This window comes from Blautia parvula (genome assembly GCF_020215665.1).
In the GTDB taxonomy this organism is placed as follows: Bacteria; Bacillota; Clostridia; order Lachnospirales; family Lachnospiraceae; genus Blautia; species Blautia celeris.
In genome coordinates, this window is record NZ_CP084061.1 from 5449633 (window position 1) to 5470000 (window position 20368).

General features: G+C 48.4%; 18 protein-coding genes (1 of these 18 cut by a window edge). 15 read left to right on the plus strand and 3 right to left on the minus strand.

What is annotated here, in order from left to right:
* Nucleotides 1-361: 361 nt before the first annotated feature.
* The 3 genes from LC508_RS24820 to galE all read left to right on the plus strand — a co-directional run bounded on the left by LC508_RS24820 (nucleotide 362) and on the right by galE (nucleotide 3510).
* Nucleotides 362-1285 (plus strand): nucleotidyltransferase family protein, encoded by a 924-nt coding sequence (locus LC508_RS24820; protein WP_103731803.1) that lies wholly within the window; start codon nucleotides 362-364, stop codon nucleotides 1283-1285.
* 3 nt (nucleotides 1286-1288) lie between these two features.
* On the plus strand, nucleotides 1289-2395 hold the full coding sequence (locus tag LC508_RS24825) for a phosphotransferase enzyme family protein (protein ID WP_054353534.1): 1107 nt from the start codon (nucleotides 1289-1291) through the stop codon (nucleotides 2393-2395).
* Between the two features lie 98 nt (nucleotides 2396-2493).
* Entirely contained in the window at nucleotides 2494-3510 is a 1017-nt protein-coding gene (galE, locus tag LC508_RS24830; RefSeq protein WP_033140727.1) for a UDP-glucose 4-epimerase GalE, read from the plus strand.
* A 65-nt stretch (nucleotides 3511-3575) separates the two neighbouring features.
* On the opposite strand, the gene LC508_RS24835 is transcribed toward galE, so the two are convergent.
* Nucleotides 3576-5051 carry a DUF1846 domain-containing protein gene (locus LC508_RS24835; RefSeq protein WP_103731801.1) on the minus strand — a complete coding sequence of 492 codons (1476 nt, stop codon included), beginning with the start codon at nucleotides 5049-5051 and terminating at the stop codon, nucleotides 3576-3578.
* 242 nt (nucleotides 5052-5293) lie between these two features.
* Between LC508_RS24835 and ftsH the strand changes: the two genes are divergently transcribed.
* The 4 genes from ftsH (at nucleotide 5294) to LC508_RS24855 (ending at nucleotide 11366) form a co-directional block, all read left to right on the plus strand.
* Complete coding sequence (ftsH, locus tag LC508_RS24840; protein WP_103731800.1) at nucleotides 5294-7393, plus strand: ATP-dependent zinc metalloprotease FtsH; 2100 nt, start codon at nucleotides 5294-5296, stop codon at nucleotides 7391-7393.
* Between the two features lie 132 nt (nucleotides 7394-7525).
* Nucleotides 7526-9403 (plus strand): excinuclease ABC subunit UvrC, encoded by a 1878-nt coding sequence (gene uvrC / locus LC508_RS24845; RefSeq protein WP_103731799.1) that lies wholly within the window; start codon nucleotides 7526-7528, stop codon nucleotides 9401-9403.
* A gap of 77 nt (nucleotides 9404-9480) precedes the next feature.
* Nucleotides 9481-10425 (plus strand): HPr(Ser) kinase/phosphatase, encoded by a 945-nt coding sequence (gene hprK, locus LC508_RS24850; protein ID WP_103731798.1) that lies wholly within the window; start codon nucleotides 9481-9483, stop codon nucleotides 10423-10425.
* The gene (locus LC508_RS24855) at nucleotides 10425-11366 is read left to right on the plus strand and encodes an ROK family glucokinase (protein ID WP_103731797.1); all 942 of its coding nucleotides are present in this window, start codon (nucleotides 10425-10427) and stop codon (nucleotides 11364-11366) included. The genes hprK and LC508_RS24855 overlap by 1 nt, the downstream gene beginning before the upstream one ends.
* A 61-nt stretch (nucleotides 11367-11427) precedes the next feature.
* Here LC508_RS24855 and LC508_RS24860 read toward each other — a convergent pair whose 3' ends face one another.
* Nucleotides 11428-14046 carry a transglycosylase domain-containing protein gene (locus LC508_RS24860; RefSeq protein ID WP_054353537.1) on the minus strand — a complete coding sequence of 873 codons (2619 nt, stop codon included), beginning with the start codon at nucleotides 14044-14046 and terminating at the stop codon, nucleotides 11428-11430.
* 301 nt (nucleotides 14047-14347) lie between these two features.
* Here LC508_RS24860 and LC508_RS24865 point away from each other — a divergent pair, with 301 nt between their 5' ends.
* A complete protein-coding gene (locus tag LC508_RS24865) occupies nucleotides 14348-15004 on the plus strand; it encodes a YigZ family protein (RefSeq protein WP_054353535.1) in 657 nt (218 codons plus the stop codon).
* A 59-nt stretch (nucleotides 15005-15063) separates the two neighbouring features.
* Here the strand turns inward: LC508_RS24865 and LC508_RS24870 are convergent, their stop codons facing one another.
* On the minus strand, nucleotides 15064-15582 hold the full coding sequence (locus tag LC508_RS24870; RefSeq protein WP_033140719.1) for a peptidylprolyl isomerase: 519 nt from the start codon (nucleotides 15580-15582) through the stop codon (nucleotides 15064-15066).
* 467 nt (nucleotides 15583-16049) lie between these two features.
* Here LC508_RS24870 and tsaE point away from each other — a divergent pair, with 467 nt between their 5' ends.
* From tsaE to ispD, 7 genes are all read left to right on the plus strand, one after another.
* The gene (gene tsaE, locus LC508_RS24875) at nucleotides 16050-16484 is read left to right on the plus strand and encodes a tRNA (adenosine(37)-N6)-threonylcarbamoyltransferase complex ATPase subunit type 1 TsaE (RefSeq protein ID WP_054353536.1); all 435 of its coding nucleotides are present in this window, start codon (nucleotides 16050-16052) and stop codon (nucleotides 16482-16484) included.
* A 15-nt stretch (nucleotides 16485-16499) separates the two neighbouring features.
* A complete protein-coding gene (gene tsaB / locus LC508_RS24880) occupies nucleotides 16500-17228 on the plus strand; it encodes a tRNA (adenosine(37)-N6)-threonylcarbamoyltransferase complex dimerization subunit type 1 TsaB (RefSeq protein WP_103732894.1) in 729 nt (242 codons plus the stop codon).
* A complete protein-coding gene (rimI, locus tag LC508_RS24885) occupies nucleotides 17215-17649 on the plus strand; it encodes a ribosomal protein S18-alanine N-acetyltransferase (protein WP_033140715.1) in 435 nt (144 codons plus the stop codon). The genes tsaB and rimI overlap by 14 nt, the downstream gene beginning before the upstream one ends.
* Before the next feature lie 135 nt (nucleotides 17650-17784).
* Nucleotides 17785-18033, plus strand: coding sequence for a hypothetical protein (locus LC508_RS24890; RefSeq protein ID WP_033140714.1), 249 nt, complete (start codon nucleotides 17785-17787; stop codon nucleotides 18031-18033).
* Nucleotides 18034-18102: 69 nt separating this feature from the next.
* Complete coding sequence (locus LC508_RS24895) at nucleotides 18103-19017, plus strand: ribonuclease Z (protein WP_033140713.1); 915 nt, start codon at nucleotides 18103-18105, stop codon at nucleotides 19015-19017.
* A 48-nt stretch (nucleotides 19018-19065) separates the two neighbouring features.
* Nucleotides 19066-20097 carry a tRNA (adenosine(37)-N6)-threonylcarbamoyltransferase complex transferase subunit TsaD gene (tsaD, locus tag LC508_RS24900; RefSeq protein ID WP_033140712.1) on the plus strand — a complete coding sequence of 344 codons (1032 nt, stop codon included), beginning with the start codon at nucleotides 19066-19068 and terminating at the stop codon, nucleotides 20095-20097.
* Nucleotides 20097-20368 carry the 5' portion of a 2-C-methyl-D-erythritol 4-phosphate cytidylyltransferase gene (ispD, locus tag LC508_RS24905; RefSeq protein ID WP_033140711.1) on the plus strand. It continues 430 nt past the right edge of the window, so 272 of the gene's 702 nt are visible here — the first part of the coding sequence; it begins with the start codon at nucleotides 20097-20099; its stop codon lies off the right edge, out of view. The genes tsaD and ispD overlap by 1 nt, the downstream gene beginning before the upstream one ends.

Here is a 20368-nt window from a genome sequence, read left to right on the forward strand (position 1 = left end):
CAAAACAAAAACCGCATTTGTACAATCAGATTGCATTTCCAGTAAAAATATTATGTCTGCCTGTAGGATATAACTTGTCAAATTTAGATGCGCTTACTCTATTTATAGTGTTATATGCATAAAAAAATCGTCAAAAATTGTAGATTTCTGCAGAAAAATATAATTTAAGAATTTATTAAGATAAATAACATATCAAATTGTGTAAAGAACAATCGTACAAATATGGTATACTGAAAAAGTGTATCTTTCCATTGCTTTTACATGTGGTGAAAAAAAAGGATGTGTAGTATAATGGGTAACAGGCAGGAACAAAGAGATAACCTGCATCCGGAAAATGCATTCGTAAGGAGGAGCAATGAAGATGAAAGAACCGGTATTAGTAGTTATGGCAGCAGGGATGGGAAGCCGTTACGGCGGCTTGAAACAGATTGACCCCATTGACGAACAGGGGCATATCATTATGGATTTTTCCATCTATGACGCAGTGAAGGCAGGATTTAAAAAGGTAGTATTTATAATAAAGAGAGCCAATGAGAAGGATTTCCGTGAGGCGATCGGTGACCGTCTGAGCAGACATATCCAGGTGGAATATGTATTCCAGGAGCTGGAGAATATTCCGGAGGGATTTTCAGTGCCCGAGGGCAGGGTAAAACCCTGGGGAACCGGACACGCGGTACTTAGCTGTATGGACGTGGTGGATGCGCCTTTTGCAGTCATCAACGCAGATGATTACTACGGTGCCCATGCCTTTCGGATGATCTATGATTACCTGACCACACATGAGGACAATGACAAATACCGTTATACCATGGTTGGCTATGTGCTGGAGAATACTCTCACGGAGAACGGACACGTGGCAAGAGGCGTCTGCGAAACAGACGAAAACCATTATCTTGTGGGAATCCATGAGAGGACCCATATTGAGAAGCGGCCGGATGGAGCGGCTTACACAGAGGATGAAGGCAGAACATGGACAGAGATTCCAAAGGGAAGCACGGTTTCCATGAATATGTGGGGCTTTACAGCCAGCATACTGAAAGAGCTTGGAGACAGATTCCCCCTGTTCCTTGAGAAAAACCTGCAGAGCAATCCCATGAAGTGTGAGTATTTCCTGCCCTCAGTGGTAGGTGAGCTGCTGGCAGAAGACAAGGCTACAGTGGAAGTCCTCAAATCCATGGATAAATGGTACGGTGTTACATATAAAGAGGATAAGCCGGTGGTAGTTGCTGCCATCAGAACATTAAAAGAAAGCGGCCTCTATCCGGAGAAACTTTGGGAGGAATAACAAGTGAGCGGCGAGGAACTGATACGCAGAGAGGTAATTGAGAACTTTGCATTTCCGGGAAAGCTGGTGGAGGAGATTCCATACGGCAGCGGACATATAAATGATACCTTCCGTCTGGTATGTGAGACGGAGCAGGGCAGGAGGAGATATATCCTCCAGAGGATGAATAAGAGTATTTTCCACAAACCTGTGGAGCTGATGGAGAATATTGTGGGTGTCACATCCTGGCTCAGGAAGAAGATCCTGGCAAATGGCGGAGATGCCGACAGGGAGACCCTGAACATTATCCATGCCAGGGACGGAAGGCCTTATTATGTGGACTGTGCCGGTGATTACTGGAGAGCGTATCTGTTCATCGAGGGCGCAAGCTGTTATGACAAGGTGGAGAACAAAGAAGATTTCTACCAGAGTGCAGTTGCTTTCGGGCATTTCCAGGGAATGCTGTCGGATTATCCGGCAGAGACTCTGCACGAGACGATCGTAAATTTCCACAACACGGCAAGCAGGCTTGAAGATTTTAAGGCAGCCGTGGAGCGCGATACCTGTGGTTACGCCGGCAGCGTGCAGAGGGAGATCCGGTTTGTGCTGGAGCGGGAGAACCTGGCCCATGTGCTGGGGGAGCTGCAGGCTGAGAAGAAGCTGCCCCTTCGGGTGACCCACAATGATACAAAGCTCAACAATATTATGATAGATGATAAGACAGGCAGGGCAATCTGTGTCATTGACCTGGATACGGTAATGCCGGGACTGGCAGTCAATGATTTCGGGGATTCCATCCGTTTCGGCGCCAGCACTGCGGATGAGGATGAGAGGGATTTGTCCAAAGTCTCATGTGACATGGAATTGTTTGAGCTGTATACAAAGGGATTTGTGGAGGGCTGCGCAGGCAGCCTGACAGATAAGGAGCTGGACATGCTGCCCATAGGCGCCATGGTTATGACATATGAATGCGGAATGCGTTTTCTGGCCGATTATCTGGACGGGGATATCTATTTCAAGACGCACCGGGAGGGCCATAATCTTGACCGGTGCCGTACACAGTTCAAGCTGGTTGCGGATATGGAGAAAAAGCTCTCAGCCATGAACGCCATTGTAGATAAATACAGGTAGAGAAAAATTTTCCTTTTCTTTTCAGGAAAAAAGTGTTAAAGTAGTTATGAACAGAAAATATGTTTTAAAACAGGATAGTTAGAAGGAGGAGTTGTAAAATGGCAATTTTAGTGACAGGCGGTGCTGGTTACATCGGAAGCCATACGGTAGTGGAACTGCAGACTGCAGGATATGATGTAGTGGTACTGGACAACCTCAGTAACTCCAGTGAGAAATCTTTACAGAGAGTGGAGAAGATCACAGGCAAACCGGTTACCTTTTATAAGGCAGACATTCTTGACAGGGATGCGCTGAATGCTGTTTTCGAGAAAGAGAGCATTGATTCCTGTATCCATTTTGCAGGGCTGAAGGCTGTAGGGGAATCTGTACAGAAACCCTGGGAATATTATGAGAATAATATTGCAGGAACCCTGACTTTGGTGGATGTCATGAGAAAACATGGCGTAAAAAATATCATTTTCTCATCCTCCGCAACCGTATATGGGGACCCGGCTTTTGTGCCTATCACAGAAGAGTGTCCGAAGGGACAGTGCACAAACCCTTATGGCTGGACTAAATCCATGCTGGAGCAGATCTTAATGGATATCCAGAAAGCTGATCCGGAATGGAATGTAGTGCTTCTGCGTTACTTCAACCCGATCGGAGCCCATAAGAGCGGCATGATTGGAGAGAACCCCAACGGAATTCCTAACAACCTGATGCCATATATCACACAGGTAGCTGTGGGTAAATTAAAAGAGCTGGGCGTATTCGGCAATGACTATGACACTCCGGACGGAACCGGCGTGCGCGATTACATACATGTGGTAGACCTGGCAAAGGGCCATGTGAAAGCCCTGAAGAAGATTGAGGAGAAAGCAGGCCTGAAGGTTTACAATCTGGGAACCGGCATCGGCTACAGTGTTCTCGACATTGTAAAAAACTTTGAGGAAGCAACCGGCGTAAAAATCCCCTATGTGATCAAAGACCGCCGTGCAGGCGATATTGCCACCTGCTATTCCAGCGCAGAGAAAGCGGAAAAAGAACTGGGATGGAAAGCGGAATTCGGGATCAAGGAAATGTGTGCGGATTCCTGGAAATGGCAGTCAAACAATCCGAATGGTTATGAGGAATAAAAAATAAGATTTTGTATAAAAACAGCACCCTATGCAGAATATGGGGTGCTGTTTTATGCTTGGTTTTAATATAATCTTTTGTGTTCGTAGACCGGTTCACAGGTAAGCTGCACAGACAGCTTCTGGAAAATAGTCCTGTCCACAGCGGAGAGCATCACAGAGGAATGTACCTGGCATCCTTTCAGCTTTGGAAGCTGTTCCAGTGCTTTCTTAGCCACATCGCTGGTTGCGGCGGAGCTTGAAAGGGCGATGAGCACCTCATCTGTGTGCAGGCGCGGATTCTTGCTTCCGAGATAGGCTGTCTTCAGCTTCTGGATAGGCTCAATGGAGGCCGGGGAAATAACATGGGTCTCATGGGGTATCTCTGCCAGCTCCTTTAAGGTATTGAGCAGCAGTGCAGCGGATGCGCCCAGAAGATCGGAGGTCTTGCCTGTGATGATGCGGCCGTCCGAAAGTTCAAGAGCCGCAGCCGGGGCACCGGTCACCTCTGCCCTGAGAAGCGCTGCACTGGTGGTTCTGCGGTCTTCCGTGGAGATATGTGCCTGCTTCATCAAAAGTTCCAGTTTGAAGACCTCCTCCTGTGTGCGGGTCCCTTCAGCCTGGCCGTCAATGGCCTGATAATAACGGCGGATGATCTCCTGTTTGGAGGCTTCCCTGCAGGCTTCATCGTCAATGATACAGTTTCCTGCCATATTGACACCCATATCGGTTGGGGACTGGTATGGGCACTGTCCGAAGATGCGCTCGAAGATTGCACTCAGCACAGGGAAAATCTCCACATCACGGTTATAGTTTACCGTAGTTTCGCCGTAAGCGTCCAGATGGAAGGGGTCGATCATATTTACGTCATTCAAATCTGCGGTCGCCGCTTCGTATGCCAGGTTTACCGGATGCTTCAGCGGGATATTCCAGATCGGGAAAGTCTCGAATTTTGCATAGCCTGCATGGATCCCTCTTTTGTGCTCGTGGTAGAGCTGGGACAGACAGGTGGCCATTTTTCCGCTTCCGGGACCTGGTGCTGTGACAACCACAAGGGGTCTGGTGGTTTCGATGTATTGGTTTTTGCCGTAGCCTTCATCGCTCACGATGAGGGGAATATTGCTGGGGTATCCTTCTATGGGATAGTGCAGATAAACTTTGATGCCCAGTTTTTCCAGCTTGTCTTTGTATTTATTGGCGCTGTTCTGCCCGGAATACTGGGTGATGACAACGCTTCCCACATAAAATCCTCTGCCTCTGAAGGCGTCTATCAGGCGGAGCACATCAATATCATAAGTAATGCCTAAATCCCCGCGGACTTTATTTTTCTCAATATCACCGGCGCTGATAACAATAACGATCTCTGCGTGGTCGCTGAGCTGCATCAGCATGCGAAGCTTACTGTCAGGGGCAAAGCCGGGCAGAACCCTGGATGCGTGGTAGTCGTCAAAAAGCTTTCCGCCGAATTCCAGATACAGTTTGTTGTCAAACTGATTGATCCGCTGGCGGATGTGTTCTGACTGCATGGACAAATATTTGTCATTATCAAATCCGATTTTCATTTTTTTCTATGCCTCTATTCTACAAAATATTGGGGTATGTGATGTCGCCTTCCATAGTATACTACAAAAGATAGAGGAAATTCCAGTAGCTAAGGGAAAAATATATCATTTTGTTCAGATTACACAGAATAACAGGGAAATTAACAAAAGTTTTATAAATGTGTCAGCTTTTTCATAATCTTCTTATTGATTTATCAAGTCCCAATCCGTATAATAGAAGAGATAATAATAGGAGGAAAGAGATGGATCAAAACCAAAATAGAAACCAGGACCCAAATAAAAAAAGTCCTCAAAATAAGCAGTCCCTTTTGGTGCTCCTGATTTGTATCATAGTCATGCTGCTCTGTATGAATATGATGACAAATATAGGCAAAAAAGATACCAGCAAAATTGATTACAGTGAATTTATCACAATGCTGGACAAAGGGGAAGTAGAGAGTGTAGTTCTGAAATCCGATACTCTGACAGTTACCCTGAAGCATGGTACTGGCATGGCAGCGCAGACCAAGACGGTTACACTGATGGAGGATTTGAGTGAACTTACCAAACGTCTTGAAAAAGCAGGTGTTAAAAGTTTTGACAAGGAGCAGCCCAACATAGCAGGAGAGCTGATATACAGCCTGCTGAGTATTCTGATACCGGTTGTTTTGATGGTTGCCCTGTTCAGCTTTATGTTCCGCCGGATGAATAAAGGCGGCGGTATGATGGGCGGTGTCGGCAAGAGCAAGGCCAAAGCCTATGTGCAGAAAGAGACCGGAGTCACCTTCCGGGATGTGGCAGGCCAGGATGAGGCCAAGGAATCTCTCCAGGAGGTGGTGGATTTCCTTCACAATCCGGGGAAATATACGGCTATTGGTGCCAAGCTGCCCAAAGGTGCCCTGCTGGTAGGCCCTCCGGGAACCGGTAAGACGCTGCTTGCCAAGGCAGTGGCCGGAGAAGCCCATGTTCCGTTTTTCTCCCTGTCCGGTTCGGACTTTGTGGAAATGTTCGTAGGTGTGGGTGCCTCCCGTGTGCGTGATCTGTTTGAGGAAGCCAAGAAAAATGCCCCGTGTATCATCTTTATTGATGAGGTGGATGCCATCGGAAAGACACGTGATACCAGATTCGGCGGCAATGATGAGCGTGAACAGACATTGAACCAGCTTCTGGCTGAGATGGATGGATTTGATACATCAAAAGGTCTTCTGATCCTTGCGGCAACCAACAGGCCCGAAGTATTGGACCCGGCACTTCTGCGGCCGGGACGTTTTGACAGACGCGTTATCGTAGACAGGCCTGATCTGAAGGGCAGGGTAAATATTCTTAAGGTACATGCAAAAAGTGTCTCCCTGGATGAGACTGTGGATCTGGAGGCGATTGCCCTTGCTACGTCAGGAGCTGTAGGTTCTGACCTGGCGAATATGATCAATGAGGCAGCTATCCTGGCTGTCAAGAACGGCAGAAAGGCAGTTTCCCAGAAGGACCTGCTGGAAGCCGTGGAGGTAGTACTGGTAGGTAAGGAGAAGAAAGACAGGATCTTAAGCGCAGAGGAGCGCAAGATCGTCTCTTACCATGAAGTGGGCCATGCTCTTGTGAGCGCGCTCCAGAAGGACTCCGAACCGGTTCAGAAGATCACCATTGTACCGCGTACTATGGGTGCCCTGGGATATGTCATGCATGTGCCGGAGGAAGAGAAATTCCTGAATACGAGAAAAGAGCTGGAAGCCATGCTGGTCGGATATCTGGGCGGCCGTGCGGCAGAGGAGATCGTGTTTGACACTGTGACTACAGGTGCCGCCAACGATATTGAACAGGCTACAAAAGTGGCCCGTGCCATGATAACTCAGTATGGCATGTCTGACCGTTTCGGTCTTATGGGACTTGCAGATACCCAGAGTCAGTACCTGGACGGCCGCGCGGTGTTAAACTGCGGCGATGCAACAGCAACAGAGATCGACCATGAAGTGATGAAGCTTCTGAAGGTTTCCTACGATGAGGCGAAACGTCTGCTCAGTGCCAACAGGGAAGCGCTTGATAAGATTGCTGATTTCCTGATCCAGCGTGAGACGATCACAGGCAAAGAGTTCATGAGGATTTTCAGAGAGATCAAGGGAATCAAGGAGCCGGAGGAGAAGAAACGTATTGCTGAAAAAGGCGGAGCTTCGGCAGCCCCGGCAATAAACGTACCGGCAGATGCGCAGAACGGGACAGCAGGAGATGCAGCAGCTCCGGCAGCCCCGGCGATAAACGGGCCGATGGATGCGGAGAACGGGACAGCAGCTCCCGCAGTTTCGGAACCCGAGCAGAATCCCGTGATTCACACCGTGTCAGGAAGCACAGCACAAGAGGAAGAAAAAAAATAATCGTACACCTGTTCCTTTTAACAGGAGGATATGATAGAATAAAGGAAGTTATCGCATGGCGGTAACTTCTTTTTCTTTAATATTTCCGGGCAGACAGGTATTTTTACAACCGGAAGCTGTGAGGAGGAATACATGTTTAACATAGAGGAAGAACTGAAAAAGCTGCCGGCCAGGCCCGGTGTCTATATCATGCACGATGCTGACGACACCATCATCTATGTGGGCAAGGCCATCAGCCTGAAAAACAGGGTGCGCCAGTATTTTCAGGGCAGCCGTAATCTGGGAATCCGTAAGGAACAGATGGTGGAACAGATCGCCAGATTTGAATATATCATCACAGATTCCGAGCTGGAGGCTCTGGTCCTGGAGTGCAACCTCATAAAAGAACACACGCCAAAATACAACATTCTTTTGAAGGATGACAAGACATATCCCTTTATCAAAGTCACTGTGGGGGAGGAGTATCCCAGGATACAGATCGTCCGCAGAGTGAAAAAAGATAAATCCCGCTATTACGGCCCCTACTCCAGCGCCATGGCGGTGAAGGATGTGGTGGAGCTTACCACAAAGCTCTACCGCCTCAGAACATGCAGCAGAAATCTTCCGAAGGATATCGGTAAGGAACGCCCCTGTCTCTATCACCAGATCCATCAGTGTGATGCTCCCTGCCAGGGGTATATTTCAAAGGAAGAGTACAGGAAAAAGGTGGATAAGCTGCTGGATTTCCTCAACGGAAACCACAAAGAAATCTTAAAAGAACTGGAGGAAAAGATGCTGGCAGCCTCCCAGGAGATGAATTTTGAGGATGCTGCCCAGTACAGGGATCTGATCCAGAGTGTAAAGCGGATCGGGGAGAGGCAGAAGATCACAGACCAGCATGGGGAGGACAAGGACGTTGTGGCGGTTGCCCAGGATGGAGAGGACGCAGTGGCGCAGGTATTCTTTATCCGCGGCGGCAAGCTCATAGGAAGGGATCATTTCTACCTGAAAGTTGCCAAGGAGGACCAGCGGGCCCAGATCATTTCCAGCTTCCTGAAACAGTTCTATGCGGGAACACCCTTTATTCCAAAAGAAATCATGATCCAGGAGGAGATTGAGGACCGCGAAGTGATCACTCAGTGGCTGGAAAAGAGAAAGGGAAGGAAAGTGCACATACGGATTCCGAAGAAAGGAACCAAGGAAAAGCTGGTGGAGCTGGCCCAGAGGAACGCGGAGCTTGTACTCAGTCAGGACAAGGAGCGCATCAAGCGTGAGGAGGGCAGAACCATCGGCGCAATGAAAGAGATTGCCGGCAAACTGGCCCTGCCTGGATTGGAGCGGATAGAGGCCTATGATATTTCCAATATCAGCGGATTCCAGTCTGTAGGTTCCATGATTGTTTATGAGAAGGGTAAGCCAAAACGCAGCGATTACCGGAAATTTCGTATCAAATCCGTGCAGGGACCAAATGACTATGCCAGTATGGAAGAAGTCCTGACCCGGCGTTTTGTGCACGGCCTGGATGAGCAGGAAGCCAGGAGAAAAGAAAATCTGGATGAGGAGTTCGGCAGTTTTACACGTTTCCCGGACCTGATCATGATGGACGGCGGCAGGGGGCAGGTCAACATTGCCCTGGAAGTGCTGGACAAACTGAATCTGCAGATTCCGGTCTGCGGTATGGTAAAGGATGACAAGCACAGGACCAGAGGTCTGTATTTCAACAATGAGGAGATTCCCATAGACAGGGACAGCGAAGGCTTTAAGCTGATCACCAGAATCCAGGATGAAGCTCATCGTTTTGCCATTGAATTCCACCGCTCCTTAAGAAGCAAAGGGCAGGTGCATTCCATTTTAGACGATATCCCCGGCATTGGACCGACCAGAAGAAAGGCGCTTATGAAGCAGTTCCAGGGGCCGGATAAGATGAGAGAGGCATCCCTTGAGGAGTTAAAGGCAGTCCCCTCCATGAATGAGCGGGCAGCGGAAGCTGTTTACCGATTTTTCCATGAGGAACAAGAAAAAAAGGAATAGTTTGGACAGGCTTGTTGAACTTCCAAATGCCTTATGATAAACTAAATAGGAAGAATATGAAAAGGAGAGCGTGCCATATGAAAGGTGTAGAACTGAAAAAGCTGATACAGGAATTAAGACTGTATAATAAGACACCGGATATTGATATTTCCAAAAAAAGAATCACCACACCGGATATTAACCGTCCAGCACTGCAGCTGACAGGGTATCTGGAGCATTTTGAGAATGAGCGGGTACAGATAATCGGATATGTAGAGTACACATACCTGCTTCATCTTGGACGTGAGAAGAAAATAGAGGCTTTTGAGCGTTTTGTCTCCAGCCAGATTCCCTGTGTGATATTCAGTACCATGACGGAGCCGGATGAAGATATGCTGGAGCTGGCTATGAAATACGAAGTGCCCATTCTGGTGACAGAGCAGACGACCTCCACATTTATGGCTGAGATCATCCGCTGGCTGAACGTACAGCTTGCGCCGTGTATTTCCATTCACGGTGTTTTGGTGGATGTATACGGTGAAGGTGTGCTGATCATGGGTGAGAGCGGTATTGGAAAAAGTGAGGCAGCTCTGGAGCTTATCAAGCGGGGGCACCGCCTTGTCAGTGATGACGTGGTGGAGATCCGTCGTGTCAGTGATGTGACGCTGGTAGGTTCAGCGCCGGATATCACCCGCCATTTTATCGAACTGCGCGGCATCGGAATCATTGATGTGAAGACCCTGTTCGGTGTGGAGAGCGTGAAGAACACCCAGTCTATTGACCTTGTCATCAAGCTGGAGGAGTGGAACAAGGACAGAGAATATGACCGTCTGGGTATGGAGGAGGAATATACAGAATTTCTTGGCAACAGGATCGTATGCCATTCTCTCCCTATCCGTCCAGGCAGAAACCTTGCTGTCATAGTGGAATCCGCGGCTGTTAATCACAGACAGAAAAAGATGGGCTATAATGCGGCACAGGAGCTGTACCGCCGCGTACAGGAGAATATGGCAAAGAAGAGAAACGAGGAGGACGAAGACTGATGACTGCATGGTGTTTTGGAATAGATCTGGGAGGAACAAGCGTAAAATGTGCACTGTTTCAGACAGACGGCACAGTGGAAGAGAAGTGGGAGATCAAGACCCGCGTGGAGAACGAGGGGAAAGAGATCCTTCCTGACATAGCAAAAACCATTCTGGCTAAGATGGAAGAGAAGAAAATTGCGAAAGAGGATGTAGCCGGCGTGGGAATCGGAATCCCCGGACCGGTAGATGAGAACGGAGAGATCGCCTGCGCGGTAAATCTTCACTGGGGCAGAAAGAACATTGAAAAGGAACTGGCAGAACTGACAGGCCTTGTGGTAAAAGCCGGAAACGACGCCAATGTGGCAGCACTGGGCGAAATGTGGAAGGGCGGCGGCCAGGGCTCCAAAAACCTGATTCTGGTCACTCTGGGAACCGGTGTAGGCGGCGGTATCATTGTCAATGAAAAAATGGTCACAGGCGCACACGGGGCCGGCGGCGAGATTGGACACGCATCTGTGGAGATGGAGGAAGAGGAGGCATGCAACTGCGGTAACAAAGGATGTCTGGAACAGTATGCCTCAGCAACCGGAATCGCAAGACTGGCGAGACGTGCCATGGCCTCAGGCCAGGAAGAATCCGTGCTGCGCAGTATGGAGAATGTGACAGCAAAGGATGTGTTCGATGCCTATAAGGACGGAGACGCGCTGGCAGCGAAAGTGGTAGATCAGTTTGCACGCTATCTGGGAAATGCACTGGCTATCTTCTCCTGTGTGGCTGACCCGGATGTGATCGTGATCGGCGGCGGGGTTTCCAAGGCCGGACAGGTCCTGATCGACTGTGTTGAAAAGTATTTCAGACAGTATGCATTTACAGCCTGCAAGGATACAAAGATCAAACTTGCGACTCTGGGCAATGATGCGGGAATCTATGGCGCAGCAAAATTGATCCTCAGCAAATAATAAAAGGGAATAAAAAGAGCATTTCCAATCGAATCAGGTTGGAAATGCTCTTTTTTATGCGTTATTCTGTCTCGCCGCCGCCGGGATCCTCGCCGCCTCCCTCAGGGGGAGCCGGTGTGTCCGGGTTATCCGGTGTATCCGGAGTATCAGGCGTATCAGGATTGTCCGTAGGCGTGTCGCCTCCGGGGTTATCTGTCGGTGTGTCACCGTTGTTATCCGTTGGCGTGCCGCCGTTGTTATCCGTTGGCGGATTGCCGTTGTTGTCTGTTGGGGTATCCGTCGGTGTATCGGAAGGCTCATTGCTTTCCTCTGCAGGCGGTGTGTATACCTTATTGGAGTGTACATTACACCGTTTCTTCGGGATTTCATCTGTTTCAAAATACTCCGTGATAGTAGGGCAGGCATAATTGGGAAGAAGGCCTGTCTCACTGCAGACGGTAGCTTTTTCTACGGTTGCCGGCATCTTGAAATCTGTATCTGTCTTGTCCTCGTGAAGCCTCTGCATGACCTTGCGCCACAAATCCTGATGATAAGTTCTGTAATCGCCGGAAGGCAGTTTTGTGTTGTCATCATATCCTGACCAGACTGTGCAGGTGTAATATGGTGTATAGCCTGCAAACCAAAGGTCATTATAACCCTCTGTGGTACCTGTCTTACCGGCAACATGCATGTTGTTAAGCTGAAGCCTGGTACCGGTACCGTGGTCCACAACATCCTCCATAGCGCTTGTGAGCAGATAGGCGGTGCTGGGTTTGATGACTTTTGTCTTCTCCGGTGTGTTGTCAAGGAAGACATTGCCGTCCTCATCCAGAATCTTGGTGTAGAACATAGGCTTGATATAAGTTCCGTTATTGGCGATCGCCGCATAGGCAGCGGTCAGTTCCAGATTGCTGACACCCCTTGTGATACCGCCCAGAGCGGTAGGCTGTCCGATATCAGAGTACACCTTTCCATCCACAGTCATGGTGTCCACAATGGTGGAAAAGCCGAATTTCAGCAGATATTCATAAGCAAGCTGAGGGGTTACATCTGTGATACATTTTACTGCCACAACGTTGACAGAATTAACGATGGCTTCCCGGATGGTGGTAGGGCCGCCAAAGCTGCCTGTCAGCCAGTTGTTTACCGGTTTGCCGTTTACATATTCATAATATTCATCGTCATAGACGGTTGCCAGTGTCTTGCCGCATTCGTTCAGCGCCGGTGCATAAGTGGAAACAATCTTAAAAGTAGAACCGGGCTGCCTTACCGTTCTGGTTGCTCTGTTCAGCGATAAACTGGTGGCCTTTTCACCGCGTCCTCCCACGATGGCTTTCACATATCCTGTGTGCTGATCCATAATGCACATGGAAGACTGAGGCTGAGGCGTAAAATACTTCTGCTCCGCAATGACGGTGCTTCCATCTTCGGTCTTGGCTGCTTTAAAGGTTTCTATATAGGATTCGGCCTGTTCCTGGCTGTCAAAGAGAAGAGAAAAGTTCGGGTCCTGCTCCTTGAAATAAGAGGTCATCATTTCCTTACTGAAATTTTCTTCTGTTCCATCCGGATGCGCGATAGTCAGTGCGTAATCAAGCCCCACCTGCGTACCTGCAGGGAAGTTTTCTGGATTGCCGTATTCCTCATCGCAAATCTGCTGAACCTGCGGGTCCTGTGTTGTATAGATACGCAGACCGCCGCTGTACAGGGCATTGTAGGCCTGCTGTTCGGAATAACCCTTCTGTGTCATCAGATCGTCGATCACCTGTCTTGTCAGCTCGTCAATGAAGTAGGAATAAGTATCGTCCTCCTCAGAGGATTCGGATTCCACTGCCTGGATCCGGTCATAGACATTGTCTGCCAGACATTCATCATATTGTTCCTTGGTGATATAACCCTGGTCCAGCATATGTTCCAGGACATCTTTACGCCTTTTTGCATTTTCCTCCGGGTTCACTGCCGGGTTGAAACGCGTGGGGTTCTGGCTGATACCAGCGATCACTGTGGATTCTGAGAGCGTCAGTTCACTGACGTCCTTATTGAAATAGCCGTGTGCGGCGGCCTGTACACCATAATTGCCATTGCCCAGGTTGATCGTATTCAGATAGCTTTCCAGAATCTTGTCCTTATCCTTCAGCTGTTTTTCAAGCTGGATAGCCAGGTACTGTTCCTGGAATTTACGTTTGAAACGCTCTACCACAGACTCATTGGTCCAGTCTTTGAATACATTGTTTTTCAGAAGCTGCTGTGTAATGGTACTGGCACCCTCTGAGAAATGAAAACCACTGGTGATACCCTTTACCCCCGCACGGACAATACCGCGCAAATCAATACCATTGTGTTCATAAAAACGTTCGTCCTCAATGGCGACTACTGCATGCTGCAGGTCCAGAGGAATTTTATCAATAGTGACCGGCATACGGTTGGAATTAGGTGCTGTCAGTTTCTGAAGCTGATTGCCGTCAGAATCATAGACAAAGGTTGCTGAACCGATTGGCATAATATTAACGTCCTCAATATCCGGCGCATTATCCAGCAGTCCCTTGAAGGCACCAAAACCTACGCAGCCGCCGATTACCATAATGGCAATCAGGGAAATGAAAATGATGCGTATAAAAGAAACGTGTGCTTTCTTCCCCATCATAGTGGAGCGGGAGGAAAGCGAGTTGCGCTTCTTGTCAGTCGCACGTTTTCCAAAATTCATGTAGTTTGCCTCCTTTTCCTGATTATATACCATACCCATACCGTCTATACAAAATACGGCCGAACAATGGCCTGTCCATTCTGTTTTCCGGTAAAGATAAGAGGGCAATATAAGCAGTATACGTCCCTATTATAGCAAAATGGCATAGCGAAATAAAGTAGAACTTATAAATTTAATGGAATTTAAGAGAAATGTTATAACTTTAAAAATACATTTTTATCAGCCACTACCCGCATGTTCCGATTTGTGATATGATAATCCCAGACAAAATTCTGCCCCATGCAGGAAAAGGAGGACCCCCATGCTGGAACAATACAACACGATTTACGAGGGCGGCGAGGGAGAAATTATTGAGAAAAAATCACGTTTCATCGCCACCGTAAGACTGGTAAAAACCGAGGAGGAAGCCTTAAGCTTCATAGAAGAAATGCGCAAAAAATACTGGAATGCCACCCACAACTGCTATGCCTATGTCATAGGCGAGCGCAAAGAAACCATGCGCTGCAGCGATGACGGAGAGCCTTCAGGCACAGCCGGCAAACCCATGCTGGACGTCCTTTTAGGCGAGGATCTCTACAATACAGCCGTAGTCGTCACCCGGTATTTCGGCGGCACACTGTTGGGAACCGGCGGCCTTGTCCGAGCTTATTCAAAAGCCGTCCAGGAAGGTTTGGCCTGCAGCCGCATCATCACAAAACACCACGGCATTCTCCTGGAAATTGGCACAGACTACAACGGGGTCGGGAAACTTCAATACCTTTTCGGCCAGCGCGGCATCCCCATCACGGATTCCCGGTACACCGAGGATGTAAAGCTCCAGGTCCTGGTCCCCAAGTCCGAAGAGAATGCAGTAAAAAAAGCCGTGACAGAAGCCACCAGCGCCCGTGCCTCCATCACAGATCTAAAAGAACTCTATTATGCCTCTCTGGAAGGCGAATACCTCACCTTTGAAGATTAAAAATACCCTGTCTGCAGTCCGGAATCAATCCGGCGCAGACAGGGTAATTCTTTTACTTCTTAAAATTTCTCAGGCTCAGCGTACTCCTCGCCAAAAGTTTCCACAGTCATACTCTGAATCGTCTGCGGCTCCATGGGACGATCACTGTAATCTGTGCGGACTTCAGCGATAGCGTTCACCACATCCATTCCTTCCGTCACCTTACCGAAAGCAGCATACTGCCCGTCCAGATGCGGAGCATTCTCATGCATAATAAAGAACTGGCTTCCGGCAGAGTTTGGATCCATAGCGCGCGCCATAGACAAAACGCCGGCGTCATGCTTCAGATTGTTTTCAACTCCATTTCCGCTGAACTCTCCCTTAATAGAATATCCTGGACCACCCATTCCATTTCCCTGCGGACAGCCACCCTGAATCATAAATCCACGAATCACCCGATGAAACACCAGTCCATCATAAAAACCCTTCTTTACCAAACTAATAAAATTATTCACAGTATTCGGCGCAACATCCGGATACAATTCCGCCTTGATCACGCCCCCATCTGCCATAGTAATCGTAACAATAGGATTAGCCATATCAAAAATCTCCTTTTAAACATTTTTCTCTATTATAATCTCTAAAAATAAAAGGTGCAAGAAATTTCTTTTTTACACTTGTGGCGCAAAAGATTATATTATATTATAACTTATAGTATCTTTACAGAAAGATAAGCGAGACAATCTATGTTATATATTAAATTTCCGCAATAACTACAGCTCCACGAAACCATTACCTTCAGCATTCAAACCTATCGCCTGAGAACACCAGGGGAAGCCGTTGGGAGGGGCCGGGCGTGTGATGGGGGGAGCGATGTATAGTGGAGCGGGCAGAAGATCCACCTGCCCCAGACACTTAATGAGGAAGCCTCTGCTGACGAATTTAGTGACTGGGAGCAGGTTAGCTTCTGCCCAAGCGCAACGCTTCGCTCCCCCCATCACACGCCCGGCCCCTCCCAACGGCTTCCCCGTCCCCTTCTCACACAAAAAAAGGAGCCACCCACCAAATGAAAACAATAGAAACCACCACCCCAAAAGAAACATTTAACCTGGGCCAATCCATCGCCCAAAAAGCCACCCCCGGCCAAATCTACACCCTAAACGGCGACCTGGGCACCGGCAAAACCGTCTTCACCCAGGGCGTAGCCAAAGGCCTCGGCATAGAAGAACCCGTCAACAGCCCCACCTTCACCATTGTCCAAATATACGAAAGCGGCCGCCTCCCCTTCTACCATTTCGACGTCTACCGCATCAGTGACATCGAGGAGATGGAAGAGATCGGATACGACGATTACTTTTTCGGTGAAGGCATCTGCCTCATTGAATGGGCAGAGCTGATCGAGGAACTTCTTCCCCCGGATGTCATAAAAATCACCATAGAAAAAGACCCATCCAAAGGTTTTGATTACCGCAAAATAACCATAGAAGGTTTAAATGAATAAGGAGATGAAAGAACAATGAAAATCTTAGCCCTAGACAGTTCCGGCCTGGTAGCATCCGTTGCCGTGGTGGAAGACGATATACTGGTAGCGGAATACACAATGAACTACAAGAAAACCCATTCCCAGACCCTGCTTCCCATGCTGGACGAAGTAAAAAAAGCCATATCACTGGATTTAAATTCCATTGATGCCATAGCAGTAGCCGCCGGCCCCGGTTCCTTCACCGGCCTCAGAATCGGCTCCGCAACAGCCAAAGGTCTGGGCCTTGCCCTGGACAAACCCCTCATAGGCATCCCAACCGTAGACGCCCTTGCCTACAACTTGTACGACACAGCCCCTGATACTCTGATCTGCCCCATCATGGACGCCAGGAGAAAACAGGTCTACACAGGCATCTACTGTTTTGAAAACCACGCCTTAAAAATTTTGAAACCCCAGGACGCTGTCCCTATGACAGAGCTTATAGAGGAGCTGAACCGAACCGGAAAATCCGTCATTTTCCTGGGCGACGGCGTACCTGTATACAGAGAGCTTATAGAGGAGACCTGCCATGTCCCCTATTCCTTTGCCCCGGCTCATATAAACAAACAGAGAGCAGCCGCTGTGGCAGCGCTTGCCCAAATCTACTATAAAGAAGGGAAAATGGAGGACGCTGCTGACCATCAGCCCGATTACCTCAGAGTATCACAGGCTGAGAGAGAACGCGCAGCCCGCCTTGCAAAAGAAGAAAATGCTGATCATTAGAGATATGCGCCCCGAAGACACAGCGGCAGCCGCACAGATTGAGGCGGAAAATTTTTCACGCCCGTGGAAGGCATCCGGCTTTCTGGATGCAGTGCAGTCTGTAAGTGCTGTTTACTTCGTGGCAGAACTTGACGGCGTTGTCACAGGCTATGCAGGCATGTGGACAGCTCTGGATGAAGGTGAGATCACCAATGTCTCCGTGAAATCTTCCTGCTGGGGACAGCATATAGGAAGACAGCTTGTAGAGGCACTTCTGGAGGCCGGCAGGAAAGCAGGGGTCTCCTCCTTCTATCTGGAAGTACGCCAGAGCAACGAAAGAGCGATTTCCCTGTACCGTTCCTGCGGGTTTGAGGAAGCAGGATTGAGAAAAAATTTCTACGAGGCGCCCACAGAACACGCTGTCGTAATGTGCAAAAGATAGCAGAACTGCTATCTTTTTCTATATCTGCAACTGTTTCCCACTGGGCTTTTACACACATTTTCTGTATAATGACAGAGAATAGACAAGGAAGAGAAAGGATCTGGCGTACAAGCTCAAGGCAGGAGGATAAAGACTATGCGAAAATACGAAAAAAAGGAAACGGGCATGCTCACAGAGCTATACTGCAACCGCTGCGGGAAAAAACTGCACGTGGAAAACGGTATAGCCATGGAAGGGGTACTCCCTGTTGACATAGCCTGGGGATATTTCTCAAAAAAGGATACACAGCGCCACCAGTTTGACCTGTGTGAAGACTGCTATGATGAAATTATCCGCGGGTTTGCCATACCTGTTGATGAGAAAATTGAAAAGGAATTGTTGTAGTGGAAAAAAATGTGTGCTAAGATAGAAGCGCAGTCAACAAAGAAATGAAGAGAAATGAGGAAATGACAGATGCTGGATGTTTGTCTGTTGGGCACAGGAGGCATGATGCCGCTCCCAAGGCGGAAACTCACCTCACTTATGACCCGCTATAACGGCAGTAATTTTATGATAGATTGCGGCGAAGGCACACAGGTCGCAGTAAAAGAGAAAGGATGGAGTTTCAAGCCGATCGATGTGATCTGTTTTACACATTATCACGCTGACCATATCAGCGGGCTTCCGGGACTCCTTTTGACCATGGGAAATGCAGAGCGGACAGAACCGCTGACACTGATTGGCCCCAAAGGGCTGGTACGTGTTGTTCAGGCTCTGCGCGTGATCGCTCCTGAACTTCCCTTTGACATACAATGTATAGAACTGACACAGCCGGAGGAACAGATGGAAGTCTGTGGATACCATATCACGGCATTCCGTGTGAATCACAATGTAACCTGCTATGGATACTCTATTGAAATTAAGAGGGGCGGCAAATTTGACGCTGCCCGTGCAAAAGAACAGGGGATTCCGCTGCAGTGCTGGAACCCGCTTCAGAAAGGGCAGATTGTTGAAGCAGACGGTAAAACATATACGCCTGATATGGTTTTAGGCCCTGCAAGAAAAGGAATCAAACTGACCTATACCACAGATACCCGTCCTGTAAAATCCATTGCGGAACATGCCAAAGACTCCGATCTGTTTATCTGCGAGGGCATGTACGGAGAGCAGGATAAAGAGGAGAAGGCCAAAGCTCACAAGCATATGACTTTCAGGGAAGCAGCACTTCTGGCAAAAGAAGCGCAGGTAAAAGAGCTGTGGCTCACACACTACAGCCCATCCCTTGTACGCCCGGAGGAGGCTCTCCCCGAAGCCGCGAAAGTATTTCCCAATACGATTGCAGCCCGGGACAGGCAGTCCGTGGAACTGCAGTTTGAGGAAGAATCATAAGGCATCCCGGGCATTGCCGGTGAGTTTTGTGAAAAAGGAGAATGTAAAATGGAGAAGAAAAATGAGGATGTACTGATCCTTGCAATAGAAAGCTCCTGTGACGAGACTGCCGCCTCTGTGGTGAAAAACGGCAGGACCATATTATCCAATATCATATCGTCCCAAATAGAGCTGCACAAATTATACGGAGGAGTTGTTCCTGAAATAGCCTCCAGAAAACACATTGAAAAAATTAACCAGGTCATTGAGGAAGCGTTAAAAGAGGCGGACGTGACCCTGGACGATTTAGATGCCATAGGCGTCACATACGGACCGGGTCTTGTAGGCGCGCTGCTTGTAGGGGTGGCTGAGGCAAAAGCCATCAGTTTTGCAAAAGACATTCCGCTTGTAGGTGTGCACCACATAGAGGGGCATATTTCAGCGAATTATATTGAACATCCGGATCTGGAACCGCCGTTTTTGTGCCTGGTGGTTTCCGGAGGACATACCCATCTTGTGATTGTGAAAGATTACGGGGAGTTTGAAATCCTGGGCAGGACAAGAGATGACGCCGCAGGTGAGGCATTTGATAAAGTGGCAAGAGCCATTGGGCTTGGTTATCCGGGCGGACCGAAGATAGACAGGCTTTCCAAAGAGGGAAATGCCTATGCCTTTGATTTTCCTAAGGCGAAAGTGGACGAGGCGCCATATGATTTCAGTTTCAGTGGTGTCAAATCAGCAGTGCTGAATCATTTGAATAAATGCAGAATGCAGGGCGAAGAGATTGTGGCGGCAGATGTTGCGGCCTCTTTTCAGCGTTGTGTTGTGGAAGTGCTTGTGGAACATGCTATCGCAGCAGCAAAAGACTATAAGATAGACAAACTGGCAATCGCAGGAGGGGTGGCTTCAAACAGCGGCCTTCGCACAGCCATGGAGGAAGCCTGCAGAAAACATAACATTGGTTTTTATCATCCGTCTCCTATTTTCTGCACAGACAATGCCGCAATGATAGGAGTGGCAGCTTATTATGAATATCAAAAAGGAACCAGACACGGTCTTGACTTGAATGCGATTCCAAATCTGAGGTTAGGAGAGCGCTGATGAAATCCACCGCAATTGTGCTGGCAGCAGGCCAGGGAAAGAGAATGAACAGTAAAGTACAGAAGCAGTTTCTTCTAATTAAGGGGAAACCGGTCCTGTATTACAGCCTGTCCTGTTTCCAGAACAGCAGGGAAATTGAAGAAATTATTGTTGTTACAGGAAAAGACAGTATAAATTTCTGTAAACAGGAAATTATAGAAGCATATGGTTTTTCTAAAGTGAAGGCAGTGATCGCCGGCGGCAGAGAACGCTATGATTCTGTCTACGCGGG

Excerpts from the sequence above, each read along its gene's own strand:
- LC508_RS24820 (WP_103731803.1), top strand. The coding sequence starts at position 362 with ATGAAAGAACCGGTATTAGTAGTTATGGCAGCAGGGATGGGAAGCCGT.
- galE (WP_033140727.1), top strand. The coding sequence starts at position 2,494 with ATGGCAATTTTAGTGACAGGCGGTGCTGGTTACATCGGAAGCCATACG.
- LC508_RS24835 (WP_103731801.1), bottom strand. The coding sequence starts at position 5,051 with ATGAAAATCGGATTTGATAATGACAAATATTTGTCCATGCAGTCAGAA.
- ftsH (WP_103731800.1), top strand. The coding sequence starts at position 5,294 with ATGGATCAAAACCAAAATAGAAACCAGGACCCAAATAAAAAAAGTCCT.
- uvrC (WP_103731799.1), top strand. The coding sequence starts at position 7,526 with ATGTTTAACATAGAGGAAGAACTGAAAAAGCTGCCGGCCAGGCCCGGT.
- hprK (WP_103731798.1), top strand. The coding sequence starts at position 9,481 with ATGAAAGGTGTAGAACTGAAAAAGCTGATACAGGAATTAAGACTGTAT.
- LC508_RS24855 (WP_103731797.1), top strand. The coding sequence starts at position 10,425 with ATGACTGCATGGTGTTTTGGAATAGATCTGGGAGGAACAAGCGTAAAA.
- LC508_RS24860 (WP_054353537.1), bottom strand. The coding sequence starts at position 14,046 with ATGAATTTTGGAAAACGTGCGACTGACAAGAAGCGCAACTCGCTTTCC.
- LC508_RS24865 (WP_054353535.1), top strand. The coding sequence starts at position 14,348 with ATGCTGGAACAATACAACACGATTTACGAGGGCGGCGAGGGAGAAATT.
- LC508_RS24870 (WP_033140719.1), bottom strand. The coding sequence starts at position 15,582 with ATGGCTAATCCTATTGTTACGATTACTATGGCAGATGGGGGCGTGATC.
- tsaE (WP_054353536.1), top strand. The coding sequence starts at position 16,050 with ATGAAAACAATAGAAACCACCACCCCAAAAGAAACATTTAACCTGGGC.
- tsaB (WP_103732894.1), top strand. The coding sequence starts at position 16,500 with ATGAAAATCTTAGCCCTAGACAGTTCCGGCCTGGTAGCATCCGTTGCC.
- rimI (WP_033140715.1), top strand. The coding sequence starts at position 17,215 with ATGCTGATCATTAGAGATATGCGCCCCGAAGACACAGCGGCAGCCGCA.
- LC508_RS24890 (WP_033140714.1), top strand. The coding sequence starts at position 17,785 with ATGCGAAAATACGAAAAAAAGGAAACGGGCATGCTCACAGAGCTATAC.
- LC508_RS24895 (WP_033140713.1), top strand. The coding sequence starts at position 18,103 with ATGCTGGATGTTTGTCTGTTGGGCACAGGAGGCATGATGCCGCTCCCA.
- tsaD (WP_033140712.1), top strand. The coding sequence starts at position 19,066 with ATGGAGAAGAAAAATGAGGATGTACTGATCCTTGCAATAGAAAGCTCC.